The sequence below is a fragment of the Acidovorax sp. GW821-FHT10E03 genome (genome assembly GCF_059415205.1).
Genome location: NZ_JBWKMU010000016.1, coordinates 124,107 through 143,506, shown reverse-complemented (window position 1 = coordinate 143,506; position 19,400 = coordinate 124,107). Strand labels below are relative to the sequence as shown.

Sequence of the window (19,400 nt, the reverse complement as noted above, 5' to 3'; positions counted from 1 at the left end):
GGACGCCGCCAGCGCGGCGGGGCGGCCCTTGCGCGGCAGCCCTGGTCTGGGCCCTGCGCGCTGCACAGGCCCATCTTGTTCGACGCCACTGGCCCTTCCATGCTTTCTTCATTCTTTTCTCGCTTGATCGCCTGCCTGCTGTTGTGCACAACGGTGCAGGCGCACGCGCTCACGGCCGAGGCGGCGCGGGCCATGGCGGCGGGTGATACCGACGACCGGATCGCCGCGCTGCAGAAAGCCATCGCCACGCCCGACGAGGCCACTTTGGCGTTTATCCGCGCGATGGGTGACGACGCCGTGAAGATCGCGGGCGACAAGGCCATCGTGATCAAGGGCGACAAGGGGCTGGACCCCGTGACCGGCGCCGAGGTGCCGGTGCCTGACGACGCCGAAGACATCGTCAACAACAACCGCATGCGCGGCGAGTTCGACACTGCATTGGCTTCGCTCCAGCTGATGTCCACCGACATTGCACAACGCCGCAGCGCCATCGAAGCGCTGCGCGAAGAGACCGACGAGGCCCGCCTGCCGCTGGTTGAGAAGGCCCTGGCCGCCGAGCAGGACGCAGCTCTCAAGGCACGCCTGGCCAGCATCCGCGCGCGCATCCTGCTAAGCAGCAGCGACGCCGCCAATCGCCTGGAAGCCGCCCAGCACCTGGCCGCCAGTGGCAACCCCGCCACGCGCACGGTGCTGCTGGAGCAGCTGCGCAACGAACAAGATCCCAAGGTCAAGGCCGCCCTGCAGGCGGCACTCAAGACGGTGGAAGACAGCCTGAAATGGGGCGAGCGTCTGGCGGCGATGTTCACGGGCATCAGCCTGGGCTCCATCCTGCTGCTGGTGGCGCTGGGCCTGGCCATCACCTACGGCCTCATGGGCGTGATCAACATGGCCCATGGCGAGCTGATGATGATCGGCGCCTACGCCACCTACGTCATGCAGGGCGTGTTCCAGCGCTACTTTCCGGGCGCGTTCGACTGGTACCTGGTGGCCGCCGTGCCCGCCGCCTTCCTGGCCTCGGCGCTCATGGGCGCGGTGCTCGAGCGCGGCGTGATCCGCTTCCTGTACGGCCGCCCGCTGGAGACCTTGCTGGCCACCTGGGGCATCAGCCTCATGCTGCAGCAACTGGTGCGCACCGTGTTCGGCGCGCAGAACGTGGGCGTGGAAAACCCTTCGTGGATGAGCGGCGGCGTGCAGCTCATGGAGAACCTGCAACTGCCCTGGAACCGCGTGATCATCGTGGCGTTTGCGCTGGCGGTGCTGGGCGGCGTGGCCTTTCTCATCAGCAAGACGCGCCTGGGTTTGTTCGTGCGCGGTGTCACGCAGAACCGCCCTATCGCCTCGTGCATGGGCGTGAACACCGCCCGCGTGGACACCTATGCCTTCGCGCTGGGCTCGGGCATTGCCGGGCTGGCGGGCTGCGCGCTCAGCCAGGTGGGCAACGTGGGCCCGGACCTGGGCCAGGGCTATATCGTCGATTCGTTCATGGTGGTGGTGCTGGGCGGCGTGGGCCAGCTGGCCGGCACCGTGTACGCCGCGCTGGGCCTGGGGGTGCTCAACAAGTTCCTCGAAGGCTGGACGGGCGCCGTGCTGGCCAAGATCGCCGTGCTGGTGTTCATCATCATCTTCATCCAGAAGCGGCCGCAGGGCATCTTCGCGGTGAAGGGCCGTACGGCGGATTGAGACTGTTATGAATACCCCTGCTATCCAACTCCCCGCACCCGCGCCGCTGCTCACGCGCGGCGGCTGGTCGGCCTTCATCGTGGCGCTCATCGTGGTGTGCGCCGTGGCACCCGTGCTCAACCTGTGGGTGCCGGCCGGCAGTGCGCTGCACCTGTCCGACTACGCCGTGGCCCTGCTCGGCAAGATCATGTGCTACGCCATCTGCGCGCTGGCCATGGACCTGATCTGGGGCTACACCGGCATCCTGAGCCTGGGCCATGGCCTGTTCTTCGCGCTCGGCGGCTACGTGATGGGCATGTACCTCATGCGCCAGATCGGCCGCGACGGCAACTACCAGAGCGACCTGCCCGACTTCATGGTGTTCCTCGACTGGAAGGAGCTGCCCTGGCACTGGATGCTGTCGGACAGCTTCGTTGCCACCTTGATCCTCATCGTGGCGGTACCTGGCGTGATCGCGTTCGTGTTCGGCTACTTCGCCTTCCGCTCGCGCATCAAGGGCGTGTATTTCTCGATCATCACGCAGGCCATGACGTATGCGGCCATGCTGCTGTTCTTTCGCAACGAGACGGGCTTTGGCGGCAACAACGGCTTCACGGATTTCAAGCGCATCCTGGGCCAGCCCATCGCCACGCAGAACATGCGCATGCTGCTGTTCGTGATGACGGGCGTCACGCTCTTGGTGTTCTTCCTGCTGGCGCGCTGGCTGGTGCGCAGCAAGTTCGGCCGCGTGCTGCAGGCGGTGCGCGATGCCGAGACGCGCGTCATGTTCTCGGGCTACTCGCCGCTGCCCTACAAGCTCACCATCTGGACCATCAGCGCCATGATGTGCGGCGTGGCGGGCGCGCTGTACGTGCCCCAGGTCGGCATCATCAACCCCGGCGAGATGAGCGCCGCCAACTCCATCGAGATCGCGGTGTGGGCCGCGGTGGGCGGCCGTGCCACGCTGATCGGACCCATCGTGGGCGCCTTCATCGTCAACGGTGCCAAGAGCTGGCTCACCGTGACGGCGCCGGAGTTCTGGCTGTATTTCCTCGGTGCGCTGTTCATCGCCGTGACGCTGTTCCTGCCCGATGGCGTGGTGGGCCTGGTGAAGAAGCTGAAGAAAAACAAGAAGACCGAAGGAGCCGCGCCATGACCCCCGATCTGATGGACGAAGGCGCAAGGCGCCTAGAGGCCAGGCTGGCGCCCGCCGCCCTGGGCCAGACCGAATCCGGTGGCCGGGCTGCAGGCTTCTCGCGCATCGCCACGCCCGGCGAGGTGGACATCACCCACGGCCGCATCCTGTACCTCGAAGACGTGAACGTGAGCTTCGACGGGTTCAAGGCCATCAACAACCTGAGCCTCGATATCGCGCCCGGCGAGCTGCGCTGCATCATCGGGCCCAACGGTGCGGGCAAGACGACGATGATGGACATCATCACCGGCAAGACGCGGCCCGACAGCGGCACGGTGTACTTCGGCTCGACCATCGACCTCTTGCGCCACAACGAGCCGGAGATCGCGAGCCTGGGGATAGGCCGCAAATTCCAGAAGCCCACGGTGTTCGAGCAGCTCAGCGTGTTCGAGAACCTGGAGCTGGCCTTGAAGACGCACAAGGGCGTGACGTCGAGCATGTTCTTCCGGCTGGATTCCGCGCAGTCGGACCGGCTGGCGGAGATCCTGCACACCATCCACCTGGCCGACAGCGTGGCGCGCATGGCAGGGAACCTGAGCCATGGGCAAAAGCAGTGGCTGGAGATCGGGATGCTGCTGATGCAGGACCCCAAGCTGCTGTTGCTCGACGAGCCCGTGGCGGGCATGACGGACGAGGAGACGGCGCGCACGGCAGAGCTGTTCCTCACGCTCAAGGGCAAGCACTCGCTGATGGTGGTGGAGCATGACATGGGGTTCATCCGCACCATTTCGGAGATCGTGACCGTGTTGTGCGACGGGGCGGTGCTGGCGCAGGGCACGCTGGACCAGGTGCAGGCGGATGAGCGGGTGATCGAGGTCTATCTGGGGCGGTGATGGAGGTTGCCTGTTCTCTTTTCCTGGCGGGCGGTGGGCTGTTGCGAAGGCTGGGGCCGGGGCGACTCTCGGAATCTGGACTCGGCACAGGCGCACCGAATGCTTCCAAATTCATAGCTGCTGGCGCTTGATGAACAAGCGCCAGAGGTCCAAAACACTCCAAGTACCATGCTCACCGTCCAGAACATCAACCAGTACTACGGCGGCTCCCACATCCTGCGTGATGTGAGCCTCACGGCGCAGGCCGGCAAGGTCACCGTGCTGCTCGGCCGCAACGGCGTCGGCAAGACCACGCTGCTCAAAAGCCTCATGGGCCTGGTTCCCATCAGGGACGGGGGCATCACGTTCGACGGCAAGCCCATCGACAAGGCCACGCCGTACGACCGTGCCCGCGCAGGCATCGGCTTTGTCCCCCAGGGGCGCGAGATTTTCGGCCGCCTCACGGTGGAAGAAAACCTGCGCATGGGCCTGGCCTACAAGAGCGGCGCCACCCCCGTGCCGCCACACCTGTACGAGCTGTTCCCCGTGCTCAAGCAGATGCTCGGCCGCCGGGGCGGCGACCTTTCGGGCGGGCAGCAGCAGCAGCTGGCCATCGCCCGGGCGCTGGCGCCGGGGCCGCGCCTCTTGATCCTGGACGAGCCCACCGAGGGCATCCAGCCCAGCATCATCAAGGACATCGGCCGCGTGATCCGCATGCTGGCCGACAAGGGCGAGATGGCCATCCTGCTGTGCGAGCAGTACTACGACTTCGCGCAGGAGCTGGCCGACGACTACCTGGTGATGGAGCGTGGTGAGGTCATCGCGCGCGGCCCTGGCAGCGAGATGGAGGCCAAGGGCATCCGCAACCTCGTCGCGATCTGATGGCTCATGGCCGTTGCGCCGCAGCGCCGGGGGCGGGGGCGGGGGCGGGGCCGCGCCAGCGCGACACACTCTCCATGATCAGCACCGTGCACACCATCCAGGTGCCGCCCAGCAGCCAGCCCGCGAGCACATCGCTGGCGTAGTGCACATGCAGCACCACGCGGCTCCAGCCGGTGGTGAAGATGAACGCGCCGGCCAGGAGCGCCGCGGGTGCGTGCCAGGGGCGGGGCAGCAGCCGCGTGGCCAGGTAGGCCAGCATCGCGTACGCCACCATCGACGCGCTGCTGTGGCCGCTGGGAAAGCTGTAGCCCTGGGCCTGGGCCACGCCGTGCACGTGCTCGGGCCGGACACGCTCGAACACCTCCTTGAGGACTTTGGTCAGGGCGCCGTTTCCCGCCATGGCGACGAACCAGCCCGTGGCCAGCAGCCGGTGCCGGCGCAGCCACAGCGCCAGGGCCACCACCAGCGTCAGCCCGGCCAGCACCCCCGAGTCCCCCAGGTGGGTGAGCGCGGCGAACCAGCGCAGCACGGCGGTGTCCGCCTGCGCGCGCAGGCCGTCGGCAAGGGCGTCGTCCAGCACGCCCCAGCGGCCATCGGCGGCGCGCCCGCTGTCGGCCAGCTCCGCCATCGCGGCGCCCGCCAGCACCAGGGTGCAGGCCGACGCGCCCATGGCCGCGATCATCACCCAGCGCGCCCGTGCCGGCAGGAGCCGGCGCAGCGGCGGGGCCGCGCGGCGCAGGCCGCGCAGGCCCGCCAGGCCGCCCAGCCCCAGCAGCGCGAAGGCGAGCGTGCCCGCCCACCACCAGACCATGGGGTGCTGCGCCAGCAGGGCGCCAATGTCGGATGCGGGGAGGGTCATGGATTGCGGGGCGGCGTCAGCTTCTTCTTCGCCAGGCTAGGAGGGAGCCCGCGTTTGTACCGGAGTTCCCAGCGGCCCTGCCGGGCATGGGTGAATCGTCGTGGCGCCGTGGCGCTGCCCCGGCCCTGTCGGCGGGCGCTGACAGGGCAAAGGCGTGGCTACCGGCTGCGCATGGGCTGCCCGCCCGCCATCATCGGACGACCGCACCGCAATCCCCGGCGCGCAGCCAGCACGGTGCCGGCCTGGCGCCCGGGTCCGGTGCCGCAGCCTGTTGCAGACCTTTCTCTTCATGACACCTTCAGAGCGTCCCGTCCCTGCCCGGCCCCACGGCCCCATCCACCTGGTGGTGCCCCGGCGCCCCGGCGCCGACCTGGAGCTGCTGCGCGCCAAGCTCGAGGGCGTCTCGGCCCTGCAGGCGCACAACCTGGTGTGGCACGTGCCGGACCAGCGCGGCGACATCGTGGCGCTGGCGGGCGAGGCGGCGCATGCCGCGCGCGCCGACGGTGGCCTGGTGGTGGCCGCGGGCGGCGACGGCACCATCAACGCGGTGGCCGCCGCGGTCCTGCGCCTGGGGGTGCCCATGGGGGTGGTGCCGATGGGCACCTTCAACTATTTCAGCCGCGAACACGGCCTGGCGCTGGACCCCGAGGTGGCCGTGCAGGATCTGCTGCAGGCCCTGCATGCGGGCGACATGCGCCCCGTGCAGGTGGGCTATGTGAACCGCCAGCTGTTCGTGGTCAACGCCAGTGTCGGCCTGTACCCCAAGCTGCTGGCCGAGCGCGAGAAGGCGTCGCGGCGTTTTGGCCGCTCGCGCCTGGTGGCCGTGGCGTCGGCGGTGTGGAGCATGTTCCGGCCCGCGGCCGGCCGCCGCTGGCGTGTGGTGATGAAGACCCACGAGGGCGCGCGGGACCGCCAGGAGGAGCACCTGGTCACCACGCTGTTCGTGGGCAACAACCCGCTGCAGCTCGACCGCATGGGCCTGCCCCAGGCGCAGATGGTGGCCGATGGCGGCAAGATGGCCGTCGTGCTGCTGCAGCCCCAGGGCCGCTGGGCCGTGGCGCGCACGGTGTGGAACGCGGCCACCGGCCAGCTCGACAGGGACGGCGCGGTGACCAGCGTGGCGTGCACGGAGCTGACGGTGGCCCCGGCCAGCTGGCGCCCGCCGCAGGTCAAGGTGGCTTTCGACGGCGAGCGCGCGTGGATGGCGCCGCCCCTGCATTTCCGGATCAGCGCGCGGCCGCTGTGGCTGGTGGCCTCGTCCACGCTGATCCGTGACGATGCCTCCGCGCCCGCGCCGCCGGCTGCCATGCCCGTGCAGCACGAAGGGGCGCCGGCCGCCCCTCCGGTGGAAGGGATGCTGCCGGCATGACGCAGCAGCCTGGCCGCCCAGCCCCGTTCGGAGAGTGCCCATGGACGTCCTGATGCACCTGTCGGATCTGCATTTCGGGGCGCACGATCCCGATGTGTGCGCCGCGGCCCAGCGGCTGGCGCAGCGGCTGGGGGTGTCGATGGCGGTGGTGTCGGGCGACCTCACGCAGCGCGCCACCGCCAGCCAGTTCGAGCAGGCCGGGCGTTTTGTGCAGGGCCTGCACGCCCGCTCCACCCTGGTGCTCGCGGGCAACCATGACCTGCCGCTGTTTGCCTGGTGGATGCGCTGGGGGCGGTCGTACGAGCGTTTCGCGAGCCAGTTCGGGGTGGACCACGAACCCGTGCGGCAGGCGGGCGCGTTCTATGTGGTGGGCGTCAACACCACGCGTGCCTGGCGGCATGAACGCGGCAGCCTGTCGTCTTCCCAGATCCACCATGTGGCCGACCTCCTGGCCCGCGCCCCCCCCGATGCCTGGCGCATCGTGGCCAGCCACCACCCCCTGGTGGCGCGCGATCCGGCCGACCGCGCGCACCGCCCCCACCGGGCCGACGAGGCCCTGCAGTGCTGGCGCTCCGCCGGTGCGCAGATGCTGCTGTCGGGCCACGCCCACCAGCCTGCGCTGCTCAACCCCCTGCCCGGGCTGTGGGCCAGCCACGCGGGCACCGCCGTGTCGTACCGCCTGCGCCACGGCAGCCCCAACAGCCTGGTGGTGCTGACGGTCGAGGCATCCGGCGCGGCGGAGGGCGGCTGGGCGCGCTATGCCGCCCGCTGGGACTACGACGCGGCGTCGGGTGAATTCCAGCGCGTGCTGCGGCAGACCGTGGGCTAGGGCGGACGGTCCCGGCTCCGTGGCCAGGAAAACTGTTGCTATATTTTTGATAGCTACTGGCGCTTGAAGGGAAAGCGCCAGAGGCTCGAAACATCTGAAGTGGCCGCCGCGCGCAGCGGTGGGCGCGCATGCCCCCGCACGCGGGTGCAGGCGGCGGTGTGGGCGGGCAACGGGGTGTTTTCACCGGTTGACCGGCCGGAGGGCGCCACCTATTCTGGTGGCCTGGCGGGCGGGCCGTGCGGCGGATGCGGGGCCGGGCCGTGCCGCCGTTTTTGCAGCCTCTCGTCACTCATGCACAAAGAATTCAACCACGATGCGGTGCGCCGGCTGCAGGCGCTGATCGAGCGGGAGACCGGTGCGCCGCTGGGCGAAGGGGCGCAGGCCGAGATGGCGGCGATCCTGCGCGGCAGCGAATGCCCCGATGGCGCCGCCGCCGAAGGCCTGGCCGTGGCACCGCGCGAGGTCACCATCCTGCTGGCGGACCTGCGCGGCTTCACCGCGCTGTCGGGATCGCAGCCGGCGGCGGTGGTCATCGCGGCGCTCAACCGCTGTCTGGCGCGGCTGAGCGAGGTGGTGTTCAAGCACCAGGGCAGCATCGACAAGTTCATGGGCGACTCGATCATGGTGCTGTTCGGCGCGCCCATGGGGCGCGACGACGACGTGGACCGCGCGCTGCTGTGCGCGGTGGAGATGCAGATCGCCATGCGTGACCTGAATCTGGAGCACCTGCGCGAACGCCTGCCGCAGGTGTTTCTGGGCATTGGCGTGAACACCGGCAACGTGATGGCGGGGCGCTTCGGGTCGGAGCTGTATTCCGAATACACGGTCATCGGCGAAGAGGTGAACCTTGCCTCGCGCATCGAGGCCTTCAGCCTGCGCGGGCAGGTGCTGATCAGCGAGGCCACCTACCAGCGCTGCTGGGGCCTGGTGTCGGCCACCGCGCCCATGCAGGTGTACGTGAAGGGCCGCGTGCAGCCGGTGAGCCTGCGCGAGCTGGTGGCGATCCCCTCGCACAAGCTCAAGGTGCCGCGCCAGGAGTTCCGCCGCAGCCACCGCGTGGACACGCGCCTGCCCTGCCTGTGCCAGCGCATGCAGGACAAGATCATCGTGCCGCACATCGTGCACGCCGCCATCCGCGACATCGGCTACCACGGCCTGCTGATCGAGGTGGCGGAGCCGGTGGCGCTGCACAGCGAGGTGAAGGTGGAGTTCGACCTCACGCTCGTGGACTACCACGCCACCGACGTGTATGCGCGCGTGGTCACGCTCAAGCCCGAGCGCGAGCAGTGGCTGGCCGGGCTGGAGTTCACCTCGATCAGCCCCGAGTGCAACGCCAAGGTGCAGATGTTCGTGCAGCTGCTGGTGGCGGCGCGGTAGCCGCGGCCTGGGCCGGCAAGGATTCCGCGGGCAGCCTCGCTGGAACCGGCGCGGGGGCGGCGCCTGCGGGGTGGCACGCGCCGCTCTCAGCAGCCCAGCATCCGCGCCAGGTCGTTCAGGTCGGTGGCATGCAGATCGTTGCCGGGCTGGGGCGACCCGTCCTTGGGCCGTGCCTTGCCGAGTTCGTGCGGGCGCTCGATGTAGGCGGTGCGCAGGCCGCAGGCGCGTGCGGCCGCCAGGTCGTCGTGGTGGGTGGCCACCAGCGCCACCTGTCCGGGCCGCAGGTCGAACACGCGCGCCACGCCCAGGTAGGTGTCGGGGCTGGGTTTGTAGGCCTTGAACACTTCCGCGCTCAGCACGCAATCCCACGGCAGCCCCGCGCGCTTGGCCATGTGCGTGAGCAGGCTGATGTTGCCGTTGGACAGCGTCGTGAGGATGAAGCGGGTTTTGAGCCGCGTGAGGCCCGCCACGCTGTCGGGCCACGGGTCCAGCCGCTGCCACACATGGTTCAGGTGCTGGCGCTCGGCCTCGGCCAGGTGGGCGAGGCCGAAGCGCGGCAGGATGCCGTCGAGGATGCCCCGGTGCAGCGCGTCGATGCGCGTCCAGCCCTGCTCGCCGCGCATCACCCGCGCCATGGCCGGCTGGTAGCCGCTGCGCCAGGCGATGGCGAACGCGTCGCCGTCGATGGCCGGGTACAGCGCCTGCATCTCGCGCACGATGCTGCCGTGCCAGTCCACCACGGTGCCGAAGATGTCGAAGGCCAGCACCTTCACGCTGCTGGCGATGGGGTCTGCCGTGCTCTGGGTCGTCGTCATTCGCGGTCCTGGGTGGGGAGGAAGGAAGGGCGGGGTCGGGGCGCCAGCGTAGCAGCCTTGCGTGTTGGGCCGGTGTGCCGGGGTTGCACATGCCCTCGCCCCTGCAGGGCGGCGCGGGGCGTGCTATGGTTACAAAAATCGGGTTTACCCCCGTAACTGCGTTTCTTCTCCATCCCCGTCCATCGCCTGCGCCGCCCGCCGCCTGCCGGTGCAGCGCCCCTTTGTTGCTGTTGTTCCTGCTGCCATGACCGCGCCCCTGACTCCCACGTCGTCCCTCGCCCACGCCCCGACCGACGACCGCACCCTGGTGCGCGCCGTGCTGGCCCTGGGGGTCGGCGGCTTTTCCATCGGCACGGGCGAATTCGTCATCATGGGCCTGCTGCCCGAGGTGGCGCGCGACATCGGCGTCAGCATTCCGCAGGCCGGCCACGTCATCAGCGCCTATGCGCTGGGCGTGGTGGTCGGTGCACCGGTGCTGGCCGTGCTGTGCGCCCACTGGGGGCGGCGCGCGCTGCTCATGGCGCTGATGGTGGTGTATGCGCTGGGCAACTTCGCATCGGCGCTGGCGCCGGGCTACCTGTCGCTCAGCGCCATGCGGTTGTTCACCGGTTTGCCGCACGGCACCTACTTCGGCGTGGCCGCCCTCGTGGCCGCGGCCCTGGCGCCACCGGGGCGCCGCGCGCGCGCCGTGGGCTGGGTCATGCTGGGGCTGACCACGGCCACCCTGGTGGGCGTGCCCATCGCGGCGGCCCTGGGCGAATACTTCGGCTGGCGCGCGGCGTTCGTCTTCGTGGGGCTCATCGCCGTGGCTGCGGTGGTCATGGTGCGCCTGTGGGTGCCCGACATGCCCGCATCGCACGGCGCCAGCCCCCTGCGCGAACTGGGCGCGCTGGCGCGCAAGCAGGTGTGGTTCACCCTTGGCATCGGCGCCATCGGCTTTGGCGGCATGTTCGCGGTGTTCAGCTACATCAAGCCCACGCTGCTGGAGGTGGCCGGCATGCCGCCCGCGCTCATGCCTTTCGTGCTCTCGCTCTTCGGCCTGGGCATGGTGGCGGGCAACATCGTGGGCTCGCGCATGGCCGACAAGGCCCTCATGCCCGCCATCGGCAAGGTGCTGCTGTGGTCCATCGCGGTGCTGGCGCTGTTCGTGCCCGCCGCGCACCACCCCGTCACCGCCGCGCTGGCCACCTTCTTCCTGGGCACGCTGGTCGCCATCGGCCCCGCGCTGCAGATCCGCCTGATGGACGTGGCGGGCGAAGCGCAGACCCTGGCCGCCGCGCTCAACCACTCGGCCTTCAACGCCGCCAACGCGCTCGGTGCCTGGCTCGGCGGCGTGGCGATTTCCGCCGGCATGGGCTGGACATCCACTGGCTGGGTGGGCGTTCTGCTGGGCATCGGCGGCGTGGGCATGTTCGCGTGGTCGATGGGCAGCGAGCGGAACACGCAGCGCGCCACGGCGGGCCTCAAGGCCTGAGCGTAGCGGCGGCGCTACAGCGCCGCCCTCTGCAGACCGGCCACCGCGTTCTGCGTTACAGTGAACCCGGGCCAACCCCATTGTTGGCCACGTCGCTCGGACGGTTTCGGGCGCTTACGTGAAAGTTCACCAGCATGTCTGCTTCTCAGGGCAAGCGCCGCTTTGCGCGCATCGATCGCCTCCCTCCCTACGTCTTCAACATCACGGCCGAGCTGAAACTGGCTGCCCGCCGCCGGGGCGAAGACATCATCGACATGAGCATGGGCAACCCCGATGGCGCGACCCCGCCGCACATCGTGGCCAAGCTCACCGAAGTGGCCCAGCGGCCCGACACGCACGGCTACTCCGCGAGCAAGGGCATCCCCCGCCTGCGCCGCGCCATCAGCCACTGGTACAAGGACCGCTATGCGGTGGACATCAACCCCGACACGGAAGCCATCGTCACCATCGGCTCCAAGGAAGGGCTGGCCCACCTGATGCTGGCCACGCTGGACCGGGGCGACACCGTGCTCGTGCCCGACCCGAGCTATCCCATCCACATCTACGGCGCGGTGATCGCCGGGGCCGACATCCGCAGCGTGCCCGTGGCGCCCGACGTGGACTTCTTCGCCGAGCTGGAGAAAGCCATCCGTGGCAGCTACCCCAAGCCCAAGATGATGATCTTCGGCTTTCCCAGCAACCCCACGGCGCAGTGCGTGGAGCTGTCGTTCTTCGAGCGCGTGATCGCCCTGGCCAAGAAGCACGACATCCTGGTGGTGCACGACCTGGCCTATGCCGACATCGTGTACGACGGCTACCGCGCCCCCAGCATCATGGAAGTGCCCGGCGCCAAGGACGTGGCCGTGGAGTTCTTCACCCTCTCCAAGAGCTACAACATGGCCGGCTGGCGCGTGGGCTTCATGGTCGGCAACCCCGACCTCGTGGCCGCGCTCGCGCGCATCAAGAGCTACCACGACTACGGCACCTTCACCCCCCTGCAGGTGGCCGCCATCGCCGCGCTGGAGGGCGACCAGCAGTGCGTGAAAGACATCGCCGCCCAGTACCAGCGCCGCCGCGACGTGCTCTACAAGGGCCTCACGGAGTCGGGCTGGGCCGTGGACTGCCCCAAGGCCAGCATGTACATCTGGGCCCGCATTCCCGAGCCCTACCGCGCGCTGGGCTCCCTCGAATTCGCGCGCCAGCTGCTCGACAAGGCCAAGGTCTGCGTCTCGCCCGGCATCGGCTTCGGCGACCAGGGCGACGAGTACGTGCGCTTCGCCCTCATCGAGAACGAGGCCCGCATCCGCCAGGCGGTGCGCGGCATCCGCGCGATGTTCAAGGCCGATGGTTTGCTGAAGGTGCCTGCGGCTGCGGCGGCCTGAGGCCTGCCGAAAACGCCCGCCGGGATGGCGGCTGCTTTCGAAGCGGGCCCCGGCGGGACGGGCCGCCGCTGATCGGGCGGGTTCATGGGGGCCCATCGGCGTATAGGTATTGCGGGCGAATGCCTATACGATCCCTCTCCTGTCGTTTCACAAAACGCGGAGGGGGGGTCCATGAAGGAATGTATGAAGAATTGGCTCGCGGCGCTGGTGATGCTGTGCGCCGCAGCCGTGGCCCATGCGCAGCCCACGACCTACGTGGCCACCGCGACCGGCAACTACAACCTGTTCATCGATTTCACCCTGTGTGTGACGGGCCCCTGCCAGAACTTCAATACAAGCATGGGCGCATCAGGCTCGTTCACAACCTCCGCCCCGCTGGCGGCCAATCTCTCTGCCGCGAACGTGGCGCCCCTGGTCACGGCCTTCAGCTTCTCGGATGGCATCAATACCTATTCCAGTGCAGACCCGGCCGTCCGCATCTTCTTTTTCAACGTATCCACCAACGCCTCCGGCGCCATCACCACCACGAACATCCGGATCCAGCGCTGGCTGACCGGAACCTCTCCCCATGTGCCGGGTGACCGGCATTCCTGGGTCTTGTTCCTGGCAACAGGGGAAGTCGACCACAACGCGCAGTGCCTCACCGTCGGCGCCTCGCCCGCGGGTGTGCCGGATTCATGCGTTCTCGTCCTGGGTGCCGACACCAGCCGGTCGCTGGCATTTGGTTCCGCCCGGGCCTGGGCCGTGGCGCCCTCTGCCGTCACCGCTGTTCCCACCCTGGCCGAATGGAGCCTGGCCCTGATGGCCGTGTTCATGGCGATTGCCGCCTTGGTGGCACTGCGCCATCGTTCCCGGGCCAGCGCAGGCTCCGTGCCCTCCTGACGGGGCGTGGCCTGGCCCCGCCGGGCGCAGCACTGCGGCAGGGTTTCGGCCCTGCCGTGTGTGCCGCCCTGGCCAGGCCGGGCCAGCAGGCCTGCTGGCCCTACATGGCCCAGATGCGGGGCGCTTCGCCCTCCAATTCCCACAGCACCTCCCGCCAGGCCATGCGCACGGCCTTGAGCAACTGCATCGCGGGCTCCACCTGTGGCGCCAGCACGCGCAGCACGACCATCTGCGCATTGGGGCTGGTGGCGCCGGCGCTGGCCTGGAGTGCATGGCCGTCCACCACGGCGCGCGCGGCGTCCAGGGCGGCGTCGCGGCGGGGGCGGTCCAGCGGGGTGCCGGCGGCAAAGAACAGGCTGGCCAGGCAGCGGTGCCCCGCCAGGCCCAGGGGACTGTTCAGCAGGCGCTGGTCGGCCGCGTCGATCACGCCGCGCTCCAGCCACAGGCCGGGCACTTCGAGGTGCTGTGCGAAGCGGCCGGTGTCGAACGGCTGGTTGGCGTGGGGCAGGCCCAGGGCCGTGACGTCCCAGCCCATGCATTCGGCGCCGGGGGCGAGGTTCAGCGTGAGGTGGTTCTCGGCATTGCAGGCGCTGTAGCACAGCGCCTCCAGCGGCAGCCATTCGAGCCGCGCACCCTCGGCCAGGGTGAGGTGGCTGCGCTGCAGCGCCAGCGGGCCGGTGGATCGGTAAAAGCGCGTGGCGCCCGGTGTGGTGACGAGGCCGTGCGCGCCCGGGCCCACGGTGGCGGTGATGTCCAGCGTGTCGCCGCCCACCAGTCCGCCGGGCGGATGCACCAGCACGTTGTGGCAAATCGCGTCGCCTTCGGGGTACAGGCTCTGCAGGATGCGCAGCGGTCCGCTGTGCTCATGGCGCGCCACGGTGCGGGCGTTTTCTACCGAGTAGTTCAGCTGCAGGCGCGCGTGCCAGGGCATGGTGCGGGTGTCTTTTGCTATTAAATGAGTAGCTGATTATGCCCCGTGGGCAAGCGGTGGCGGCCCAGGCGCCGGGCCCTGGCGAAGCCTTCTCGCTCAGGACGACCAGAACCCCACGTGTGGCGCGCTGGCTTCGGCCACGAGGGCGGGGCCGATGCATTCGATGAAACGGGGCGACGCCGCCAGCACGTCGCGCCCCGAGAGGGCTGCTGCTGCCGCATAGGCCTGCCGGGAGCGGGGCACCTGCAGGGCGTGCAGGCGCGCCGCGTCGATGCCGAACACCACGCGGCCGATGCCCGACCAGAAGATGGCGCCCGCGCACATCACGCACGGCTCTGCCGAGGTGTAGAGCGTGGCACCCGCCAGCGTGTCGCGGTCTACGCGCGCGCTGATCTGGCGCACGGCATTGGTTTCGGCATGGCCGGTGCAGTCGCCCGTTTCGGCGGTGTTGCAGTACGCCTCGGACAGCAGCTCGCCCTGCGCGCCGATCACCACCGCGCCAAACGGCGGGTTGCCGCGCGCGCGGGCACGGCACGACCACGCGATGGCCTGGCGCAGGTACACGCCGTCGTTGGCGGCAAGGGCGGCTGCTTCGCCGGGCTGGGGGGGCGCTGCGGACATGAGGGCAGGCATGGGCTGTCTCCGGGCATGGTGTGTTGCGCCCAGCGGCATGCATGGGGCATGCCAAGAACATTGTGTGACATGTGTGCATGGCTTTCGCCGTGCTGCCCGAGGCGCGGGGCGGTCCCCGGTGGCGCGGTGGGGGTGTGGTGGGCACGCCGCAGCAAGGAGCCGTTCCCGTGACGTGGGCGATACCGTACCGGGCGCGCATGTCGCGCAGCGGGGCCGGGCCCTCGGGGGCCTGCCGGGCCGGCGGGCTACCTGCCGGGCGCGGGGCAGGGGTCGTCCAGCCCCGCCATGCCCGCCAGCCTTTGCAGGCGCGAGCGGTTGTCCAGGCAGGACTTGTACTCGGCCTCCAGGACCTTTTGCTGGGCTTGCTGCGCCGCGCGGGCGCGCTCGGCCTGCAGCTGCGCGATGCGTTCGCGGATCTGCGGCATGGCGGCCAGGGCGGCCTTCTCGCCTTCCAGGATTGCGCCGGCGCGCTGGCTGAAATCCGCCGGGCCGATGTCCAGCACCTTGGGGCTGATGATGACGTCGGCGCGTGCCAGTTCGGCCTGGCCCAGCTTCTGGCCCATGATGGCGATCGACTGGTTCAGCGCGCCCAGCATGTTGCCTGGCGACTGGCCCCGGGCCTTGTTGGAGATGTCCACGGCGACCACGATGTCCGCGCCCAGCTGGCGCGCCGCATCCACCGGCACGGGGCTCACGATGCCGCCGTCCACGAAGTGGTACTTGCCGATGGTGACCGGCTGGAACACGCCCGGCACGCTGCTTGAGGCGCGCACGGCCTGGCCCGTGTTGCCGCGCGAAAACACGGTGCGCTCGCCGTCCTCGAGCCGGGTGGCCACCACCACGAAAGGCTTGGCCATTTGCTCCAGGGGCTTGCGGCGCACCTGCTCGTTGACGTAGTCCTCGAGCTTCTGGCCCAGCACCAGCCCGCCGGACGACAGCTGCAGGTCGCGGATCTTGGCTTCGTCGAGCGCCACGGCTTTTTCCTGCATCTCGAACGCATTCATGCCGCTGGCGTACAGCGCGCCCACCACGCTGCCCGCGCTGGTGCCGGAGACGACGGCGGGGGCGAAGCCATTGGCTTCCAGCATCTTGATCACGCCGATGTGCGCGAAGCCCTTGGCGGCGCCCCCGCCCAGGGCGATGCCCACCTTGATGGGCGCGCCTGGGGATGGGGTGCCGGTGGCGGCCGCGCCCTGTGCGGGCGTGGCGGGCTGTTGCGGGGGCGTGCCGCCGCACGCCGCGAGGCCCAGGCAACCCACAAGCGCCAGGGGGCGCAAAAAGACTTCCAACCGCATGCCAAGGAATCCTGTTGTCGACGGGGCGGCGAGTATAGCGGCAGGCTGTAAAGAAGAGAGGCGCTGCCGTGGCGCCGGGGCCTTGCACGCCGCTACCGGCGCGGCCGGGCCTTCACTCTCCCTGCGAGCCCCGGTGGGCCCAGCCGGTGGTGCGCTTTTCAACCCAGCTGAACAGTTCGTACATCACCATCGCCATCGCGCCCACCACCATCAGGCCGGCGAACGCCAGGCCCATCTGCATGGAGGAGCCCGCGCTGATCAGCAGGTAGCCGATGCCTTCGTTGGCGGCGGTCATCTCGCTCACCGTGGTGCCCACGAAGGCCAGCGTGATCGCCACCTTGAGAGAGCCGAAGAAGTAGGGCATGGAGCGCGGCAGGCCGACCTTGGTGAGCACGTCCCAGCGCCTGGCGCCCAGCACGCGCAGCACGTCTTCGAGCTCGGGCTCCAGCGTGGCCAGGCCGGTGGCGATGTTCACCATGATCGGGAAGAAGCTGATGAGGAACGCCGTGAGGATGGCCGGCCCCACGCCGATGCCGAACCACACCACCAGGATGGGCACGAACGCCGCCTTGGGCAGCGCGTTGAAGGCGGTCATCAGTGGATAGACCGCCGCGTAGGCGATGCGCGAACTGCCGATCACGAAGCCCAGCAGCACCCCCACCACGATGGCGATGCCAAAGCCGGCCATGGTCACCCAGAAGGTGCGCCATGCGTGGCCCGCGATGACGCCGCCGAACTCGACCAGCTGGGTGGCGATGGCCCAGGGGCTGGGGAAGATGAACTCGGACACGTTGAAGGCCGAGCAGATGATCTGCCAGAGCAGGATGATCGCGACCAGCAGGATCCAGGGAGACCAGCGTTCTACGGTTTTCTTGTGCATGGAAACAGGCTCGGATCAATCTATTGCTGGAGGGGCGCGCCGGCCTTGCGCAGGGCGCCGATGTGGCCGCGCAGCTCGTGCACGATGTCGGTGAATTCCTTGGTGTAGGTGATCTCCAGCTCGCGCGGGCGCGGCAGCTCGATCTCCTTCCTGACGACGAAGCGGCCCGGGCTCTTGCTCATCACGTACACCGTGTCGGCCAGGAAGACCGACTCGCGCAGGTCGTGGGTGACCAGGATCACGTTGAACCGCTGTTCGGTCCACAGGTCGCGCAGGATGCACCAGAGCTCCTCGCGCGTGAACGCGTCGAGCGCGCCGAAGGGCTCGTCGAGCAGCAGCATCTTGGGCTCGTGGATGAGCGCGCGGCAGATGCTGGCGCGCTGCTGCATGCCGCCCGACAGCTGCCAGGGGAACTTGTCCTCGTAGCCGGCCAGGCCCACTTTCTGCAGCAGGCGGCGCGCGCGCTCTTCGTACTCCTTGCGCTTTTGCTTGAAGCTGCTGCGGTACGGCTCCACGATCTCCAGCGGCAGCAGCACGTTGTCCACCGTGGTGCGCCAGGGCAGCAGCGAAGGGGCCTGGAAGGCCATGCCCGAGATCTTGAGCGGGCCGGTCACGGGCTGGCCGTCGATGAGGATCTTGCCCATCGACGGCATCTTCAGGCCCGTGGCCAGCTTCATGAAGGTGGACTTGCCGCAGCCCGAAGGACCGACGATGGCGATGAACTCGCCGCGCCGCACCTGCAGGTCGATGGCCTCGACGGCGAAATGGTTCTGCGCGCGCAGCTCGTCGTTGTAGGCGAGCCAGACGTCACGAAAATCCACGAAATAGGAATCGGCAGCCTGCATCAGGTGTCCGTAAATAAAGGTTGCGCACCGGGCCGGGCGAGCGGCCCATGCATTTCAGTTTTCAATAGCGCCGAGCGCCACCCACCCCGCACGAAACTGGCGAGGCTCAAGCCAGCGCCCCCGTGCAAGGACCGCCCCGCCGCATGGGGGCGGCCCCCTCCGGGATTGCGAAGCCATGTGAGAGAGGGGAAAGGCGCGAAGCGACTCAGGGGGTGTTTCACTTCTTGGGCAGGATGTTCAGCTCGGCCGCGCCGGGCAGGAAGCTGGCGTTCCACACATCGTCGGCGTTCACGCGCGTCTTGGTGTTGAACGCATCCGACACCTGCGAGGCCATCAGCGACAGGCGGCCGGGCTTGGCCTGGCCAAAGCCCTCGGCGCGCGCGTCGGGGCTGTTGATCACGGTGTCGATGGCCAGTTGCAGGCGGCGCGTTTCCAGCGGCACGTTCACGATGCCGTCGCGCGCCTTCACGTGCTCGATGGCCGCCCCGGGGTTGGCGATCACTTCCTTGGCGCCCTTGGCGAAGGCCGAGAGGAAGGCCTTGATGGCCGCGGGGTTCTCCTTGATGAGCTTCGGCGACGCGATGATCACGTTGCCGTAGAGCTTCACACCGAAGTCGGCATAGGGCAGCACCACCACGTCGGCCGCCTTGGCGCCACGCGCCTCCAGGTTCAGGAGCGAGGTGAAGGTGAAGCCGGTGATCGCGTCCACGTCGCCGCGCACCAGCATGGTCTCGCGCAGGGGTGGGTCCATGGCGGTCCATTGCACGCTGCCGATGGCGTTGGCCTTCTGGAAGATGGGGAACGCGCGGCGGCCCGCGTCGAACACGGGTGCGCCCAGCTTCTTGCCCGCCAGGTCGGCCGGCTTGGCGATGCCGCTCTTCTTGAGCGCCATCACGGAGGCGGGCGTGTTGTTGTAGACCATCATCACCGCCACGGGCTTGTTCTGCGCGTCGGGGTTGTTGGCGTGGAACTCCATCACGGCGGCCAGGTCGGCAAAGCCCATGTCGTAGGTGCCCGAGGCCACGCGCTGCACGGCGCCGCCCGAGCCGTTGCCGGCATCCACCGTCACATCCAGGCCCGCCGCCTTGAAGTAGCCCTTGGCCACGGGCTGCAGGAACAGCGCGGCGGGGCCTTCAAAGCGCCAGTCGAGCTGGAACTTGATCGGCGTGGGCGTTTGCGCCTGGGCCAGCGAGAACAGGCCGGTGGCGGCCATCATCAGCACGGTGGTTTGCAAGAACGAGCGTTTTTTCATGGGGGCTCCTGTCAGAAGACGGCAAGGGACGCGGCGAGCGAAGAACAAGG

18 protein-coding genes are annotated in these 19,400 nt (G+C 69.1%); 10 read left to right on the top strand and 8 right to left on the bottom strand.

Annotated elements, in window-relative coordinates; all coding sequences use genetic code 11:
- Window positions 1-99 precede the first annotated feature (99 nt).
- From urtB to urtE, 4 genes are all read left to right on the top strand, one after another.
- Window positions 100-1,680 (top strand): urea ABC transporter permease subunit UrtB, encoded by a 1,581-nt coding sequence (urtB, locus tag AC07OD_RS25340; protein WP_494598316.1) that lies wholly within the window; start codon window positions 100-102, stop codon window positions 1,678-1,680.
- A 7-nt stretch (window positions 1,681-1,687) separates the two neighbouring features.
- Window positions 1,688-2,815 carry an urea ABC transporter permease subunit UrtC gene (gene urtC, locus AC07OD_RS25335; protein WP_369641722.1) on the top strand — a complete coding sequence of 376 codons (1,128 nt, stop codon included), beginning with the start codon at window positions 1,688-1,690 and terminating at the stop codon, window positions 2,813-2,815.
- Window positions 2,812-3,687, top strand: coding sequence for an urea ABC transporter ATP-binding protein UrtD (urtD, locus tag AC07OD_RS25330; protein ID WP_218293584.1), 876 nt, complete (start codon window positions 2,812-2,814; stop codon window positions 3,685-3,687). The genes urtC and urtD overlap by 4 nt, the downstream gene beginning before the upstream one ends.
- A 168-nt stretch (window positions 3,688-3,855) precedes the next feature.
- The gene (gene urtE / locus AC07OD_RS25325; protein ID WP_494598315.1) at window positions 3,856-4,548 is read left to right on the top strand and encodes an urea ABC transporter ATP-binding subunit UrtE; all 693 of its coding nucleotides are present in this window, start codon (window positions 3,856-3,858) and stop codon (window positions 4,546-4,548) included.
- A gap of 4 nt (window positions 4,549-4,552) precedes the next feature.
- Here the strand turns inward: urtE and AC07OD_RS25320 are convergent, their stop codons facing one another.
- Window positions 4,553-5,407 (bottom strand): phosphatase PAP2 family protein, encoded by an 855-nt coding sequence (locus AC07OD_RS25320; RefSeq protein WP_494598314.1) that lies wholly within the window; start codon window positions 5,405-5,407, stop codon window positions 4,553-4,555.
- Between the two features lie 289 nt (window positions 5,408-5,696).
- On the opposite strand from AC07OD_RS25320, the gene AC07OD_RS25315 reads away from it, so the two are divergent.
- From AC07OD_RS25315 to AC07OD_RS25305, 3 genes are all read left to right on the top strand, one after another.
- Window positions 5,697-6,776 carry a diacylglycerol/lipid kinase family protein gene (locus AC07OD_RS25315; protein WP_494598313.1) on the top strand — a complete coding sequence of 360 codons (1,080 nt, stop codon included), beginning with the start codon at window positions 5,697-5,699 and terminating at the stop codon, window positions 6,774-6,776.
- 40 nt (window positions 6,777-6,816) lie between these two features.
- Complete coding sequence (locus AC07OD_RS25310; protein ID WP_494598312.1) at window positions 6,817-7,605, top strand: metallophosphoesterase family protein; 789 nt, start codon at window positions 6,817-6,819, stop codon at window positions 7,603-7,605.
- A 291-nt stretch (window positions 7,606-7,896) separates the two neighbouring features.
- Entirely contained in the window at window positions 7,897-8,982 is a 1,086-nt protein-coding gene (locus tag AC07OD_RS25305) for an adenylate/guanylate cyclase domain-containing protein (RefSeq protein WP_218293589.1), read from the top strand.
- An 86-nt stretch (window positions 8,983-9,068) separates the two neighbouring features.
- Here the strand turns inward: AC07OD_RS25305 and AC07OD_RS25300 are convergent, their stop codons facing one another.
- On the bottom strand, window positions 9,069-9,797 hold the full coding sequence (locus AC07OD_RS25300; protein ID WP_218293590.1) for a haloacid dehalogenase type II: 729 nt from the start codon (window positions 9,795-9,797) through the stop codon (window positions 9,069-9,071).
- A 244-nt stretch (window positions 9,798-10,041) separates the two neighbouring features.
- On the opposite strand from AC07OD_RS25300, the gene AC07OD_RS25295 reads away from it, so the two are divergent.
- The 3 genes from AC07OD_RS25295 to AC07OD_RS25285 all read left to right on the top strand — a co-directional run bounded on the left by AC07OD_RS25295 (window position 10,042) and on the right by AC07OD_RS25285 (window position 13,514).
- Window positions 10,042-11,271 (top strand): MFS transporter, encoded by a 1,230-nt coding sequence (locus AC07OD_RS25295; RefSeq protein WP_494598311.1) that lies wholly within the window; start codon window positions 10,042-10,044, stop codon window positions 11,269-11,271.
- 134 nt (window positions 11,272-11,405) lie between these two features.
- Entirely contained in the window at window positions 11,406-12,632 is a 1,227-nt protein-coding gene (alaC, locus tag AC07OD_RS25290) for an alanine transaminase (RefSeq protein WP_218293592.1), read from the top strand.
- 183 nt (window positions 12,633-12,815) lie between these two features.
- Window positions 12,816-13,514: an IPTL-CTERM sorting domain-containing protein gene (locus AC07OD_RS25285; protein WP_494598310.1), complete on the top strand. Its 699-nt coding sequence runs from the start codon at window positions 12,816-12,818 to the stop codon at window positions 13,512-13,514.
- Between the two features lie 100 nt (window positions 13,515-13,614).
- On the opposite strand, the gene AC07OD_RS25280 is transcribed toward AC07OD_RS25285, so the two are convergent.
- The 6 genes from AC07OD_RS25280 to AC07OD_RS25255 all read right to left on the bottom strand — a co-directional run bounded on the left by AC07OD_RS25280 (window position 13,615) and on the right by AC07OD_RS25255 (window position 19,350).
- A complete protein-coding gene (locus AC07OD_RS25280) occupies window positions 13,615-14,445 on the bottom strand; it encodes an urease accessory protein UreD (protein ID WP_492808714.1) in 831 nt (276 codons plus the stop codon).
- A gap of 96 nt (window positions 14,446-14,541) precedes the next feature.
- Window positions 14,542-15,078, bottom strand: a complete 537-nt coding sequence (locus tag AC07OD_RS25275; RefSeq protein ID WP_492254744.1) for a nucleoside deaminase — start codon at window positions 15,076-15,078, stop codon at window positions 14,542-14,544.
- Between the two features lie 245 nt (window positions 15,079-15,323).
- The gene (locus tag AC07OD_RS25270; RefSeq protein WP_218341478.1) at window positions 15,324-16,373 is read right to left on the bottom strand and encodes a patatin-like phospholipase family protein; all 1,050 of its coding nucleotides are present in this window, start codon (window positions 16,371-16,373) and stop codon (window positions 15,324-15,326) included.
- A gap of 112 nt (window positions 16,374-16,485) precedes the next feature.
- On the bottom strand, window positions 16,486-17,253 hold the full coding sequence (locus AC07OD_RS25265; protein ID WP_218293597.1) for an ABC transporter permease: 768 nt from the start codon (window positions 17,251-17,253) through the stop codon (window positions 16,486-16,488).
- Between the two features lie 20 nt (window positions 17,254-17,273).
- A complete protein-coding gene (locus AC07OD_RS25260) occupies window positions 17,274-18,098 on the bottom strand; it encodes an ABC transporter ATP-binding protein (RefSeq protein WP_218293598.1) in 825 nt (274 codons plus the stop codon).
- 217 nt (window positions 18,099-18,315) lie between these two features.
- Window positions 18,316-19,350: an ABC transporter substrate-binding protein gene (locus tag AC07OD_RS25255; protein WP_218293599.1), complete on the bottom strand. Its 1,035-nt coding sequence runs from the start codon at window positions 19,348-19,350 to the stop codon at window positions 18,316-18,318.
- Window positions 19,351-19,400 lie beyond the last annotated feature (50 nt).

Bases quoted from the DNA above. Each gene is read 5' to 3' on its own strand.
- urtB (WP_494598316.1), top strand. From the start codon at position 100: ATGCTTTCTTCATTCTTTTCTCGCTTGATCGCCTGCCTGCTGTTGTGC.
- urtC (WP_369641722.1), top strand. From the start codon at position 1,688: ATGAATACCCCTGCTATCCAACTCCCCGCACCCGCGCCGCTGCTCACG.
- urtD (WP_218293584.1), top strand. From the start codon at position 2,812: ATGACCCCCGATCTGATGGACGAAGGCGCAAGGCGCCTAGAGGCCAGG.
- urtE (WP_494598315.1), top strand. From the start codon at position 3,856: ATGCTCACCGTCCAGAACATCAACCAGTACTACGGCGGCTCCCACATC.
- AC07OD_RS25320 (WP_494598314.1), bottom strand. From the start codon at position 5,407: ATGACCCTCCCCGCATCCGACATTGGCGCCCTGCTGGCGCAGCACCCC.
- AC07OD_RS25315 (WP_494598313.1), top strand. From the start codon at position 5,697: ATGACACCTTCAGAGCGTCCCGTCCCTGCCCGGCCCCACGGCCCCATC.
- AC07OD_RS25310 (WP_494598312.1), top strand. From the start codon at position 6,817: ATGGACGTCCTGATGCACCTGTCGGATCTGCATTTCGGGGCGCACGAT.
- AC07OD_RS25305 (WP_218293589.1), top strand. From the start codon at position 7,897: ATGCACAAAGAATTCAACCACGATGCGGTGCGCCGGCTGCAGGCGCTG.
- AC07OD_RS25300 (WP_218293590.1), bottom strand. From the start codon at position 9,797: ATGACGACGACCCAGAGCACGGCAGACCCCATCGCCAGCAGCGTGAAG.
- AC07OD_RS25295 (WP_494598311.1), top strand. From the start codon at position 10,042: ATGACCGCGCCCCTGACTCCCACGTCGTCCCTCGCCCACGCCCCGACC.
- alaC (WP_218293592.1), top strand. From the start codon at position 11,406: ATGTCTGCTTCTCAGGGCAAGCGCCGCTTTGCGCGCATCGATCGCCTC.
- AC07OD_RS25285 (WP_494598310.1), top strand. From the start codon at position 12,816: ATGAAGAATTGGCTCGCGGCGCTGGTGATGCTGTGCGCCGCAGCCGTG.
- AC07OD_RS25280 (WP_492808714.1), bottom strand. From the start codon at position 14,445: ATGCCCTGGCACGCGCGCCTGCAGCTGAACTACTCGGTAGAAAACGCC.
- AC07OD_RS25275 (WP_492254744.1), bottom strand. From the start codon at position 15,078: ATGCCTGCCCTCATGTCCGCAGCGCCCCCCCAGCCCGGCGAAGCAGCC.
- AC07OD_RS25270 (WP_218341478.1), bottom strand. From the start codon at position 16,373: ATGCGGTTGGAAGTCTTTTTGCGCCCCCTGGCGCTTGTGGGTTGCCTG.
- AC07OD_RS25265 (WP_218293597.1), bottom strand. From the start codon at position 17,253: ATGCACAAGAAAACCGTAGAACGCTGGTCTCCCTGGATCCTGCTGGTC.
- AC07OD_RS25260 (WP_218293598.1), bottom strand. From the start codon at position 18,098: ATGCAGGCTGCCGATTCCTATTTCGTGGATTTTCGTGACGTCTGGCTC.
- AC07OD_RS25255 (WP_218293599.1), bottom strand. From the start codon at position 19,350: ATGAAAAAACGCTCGTTCTTGCAAACCACCGTGCTGATGATGGCCGCC.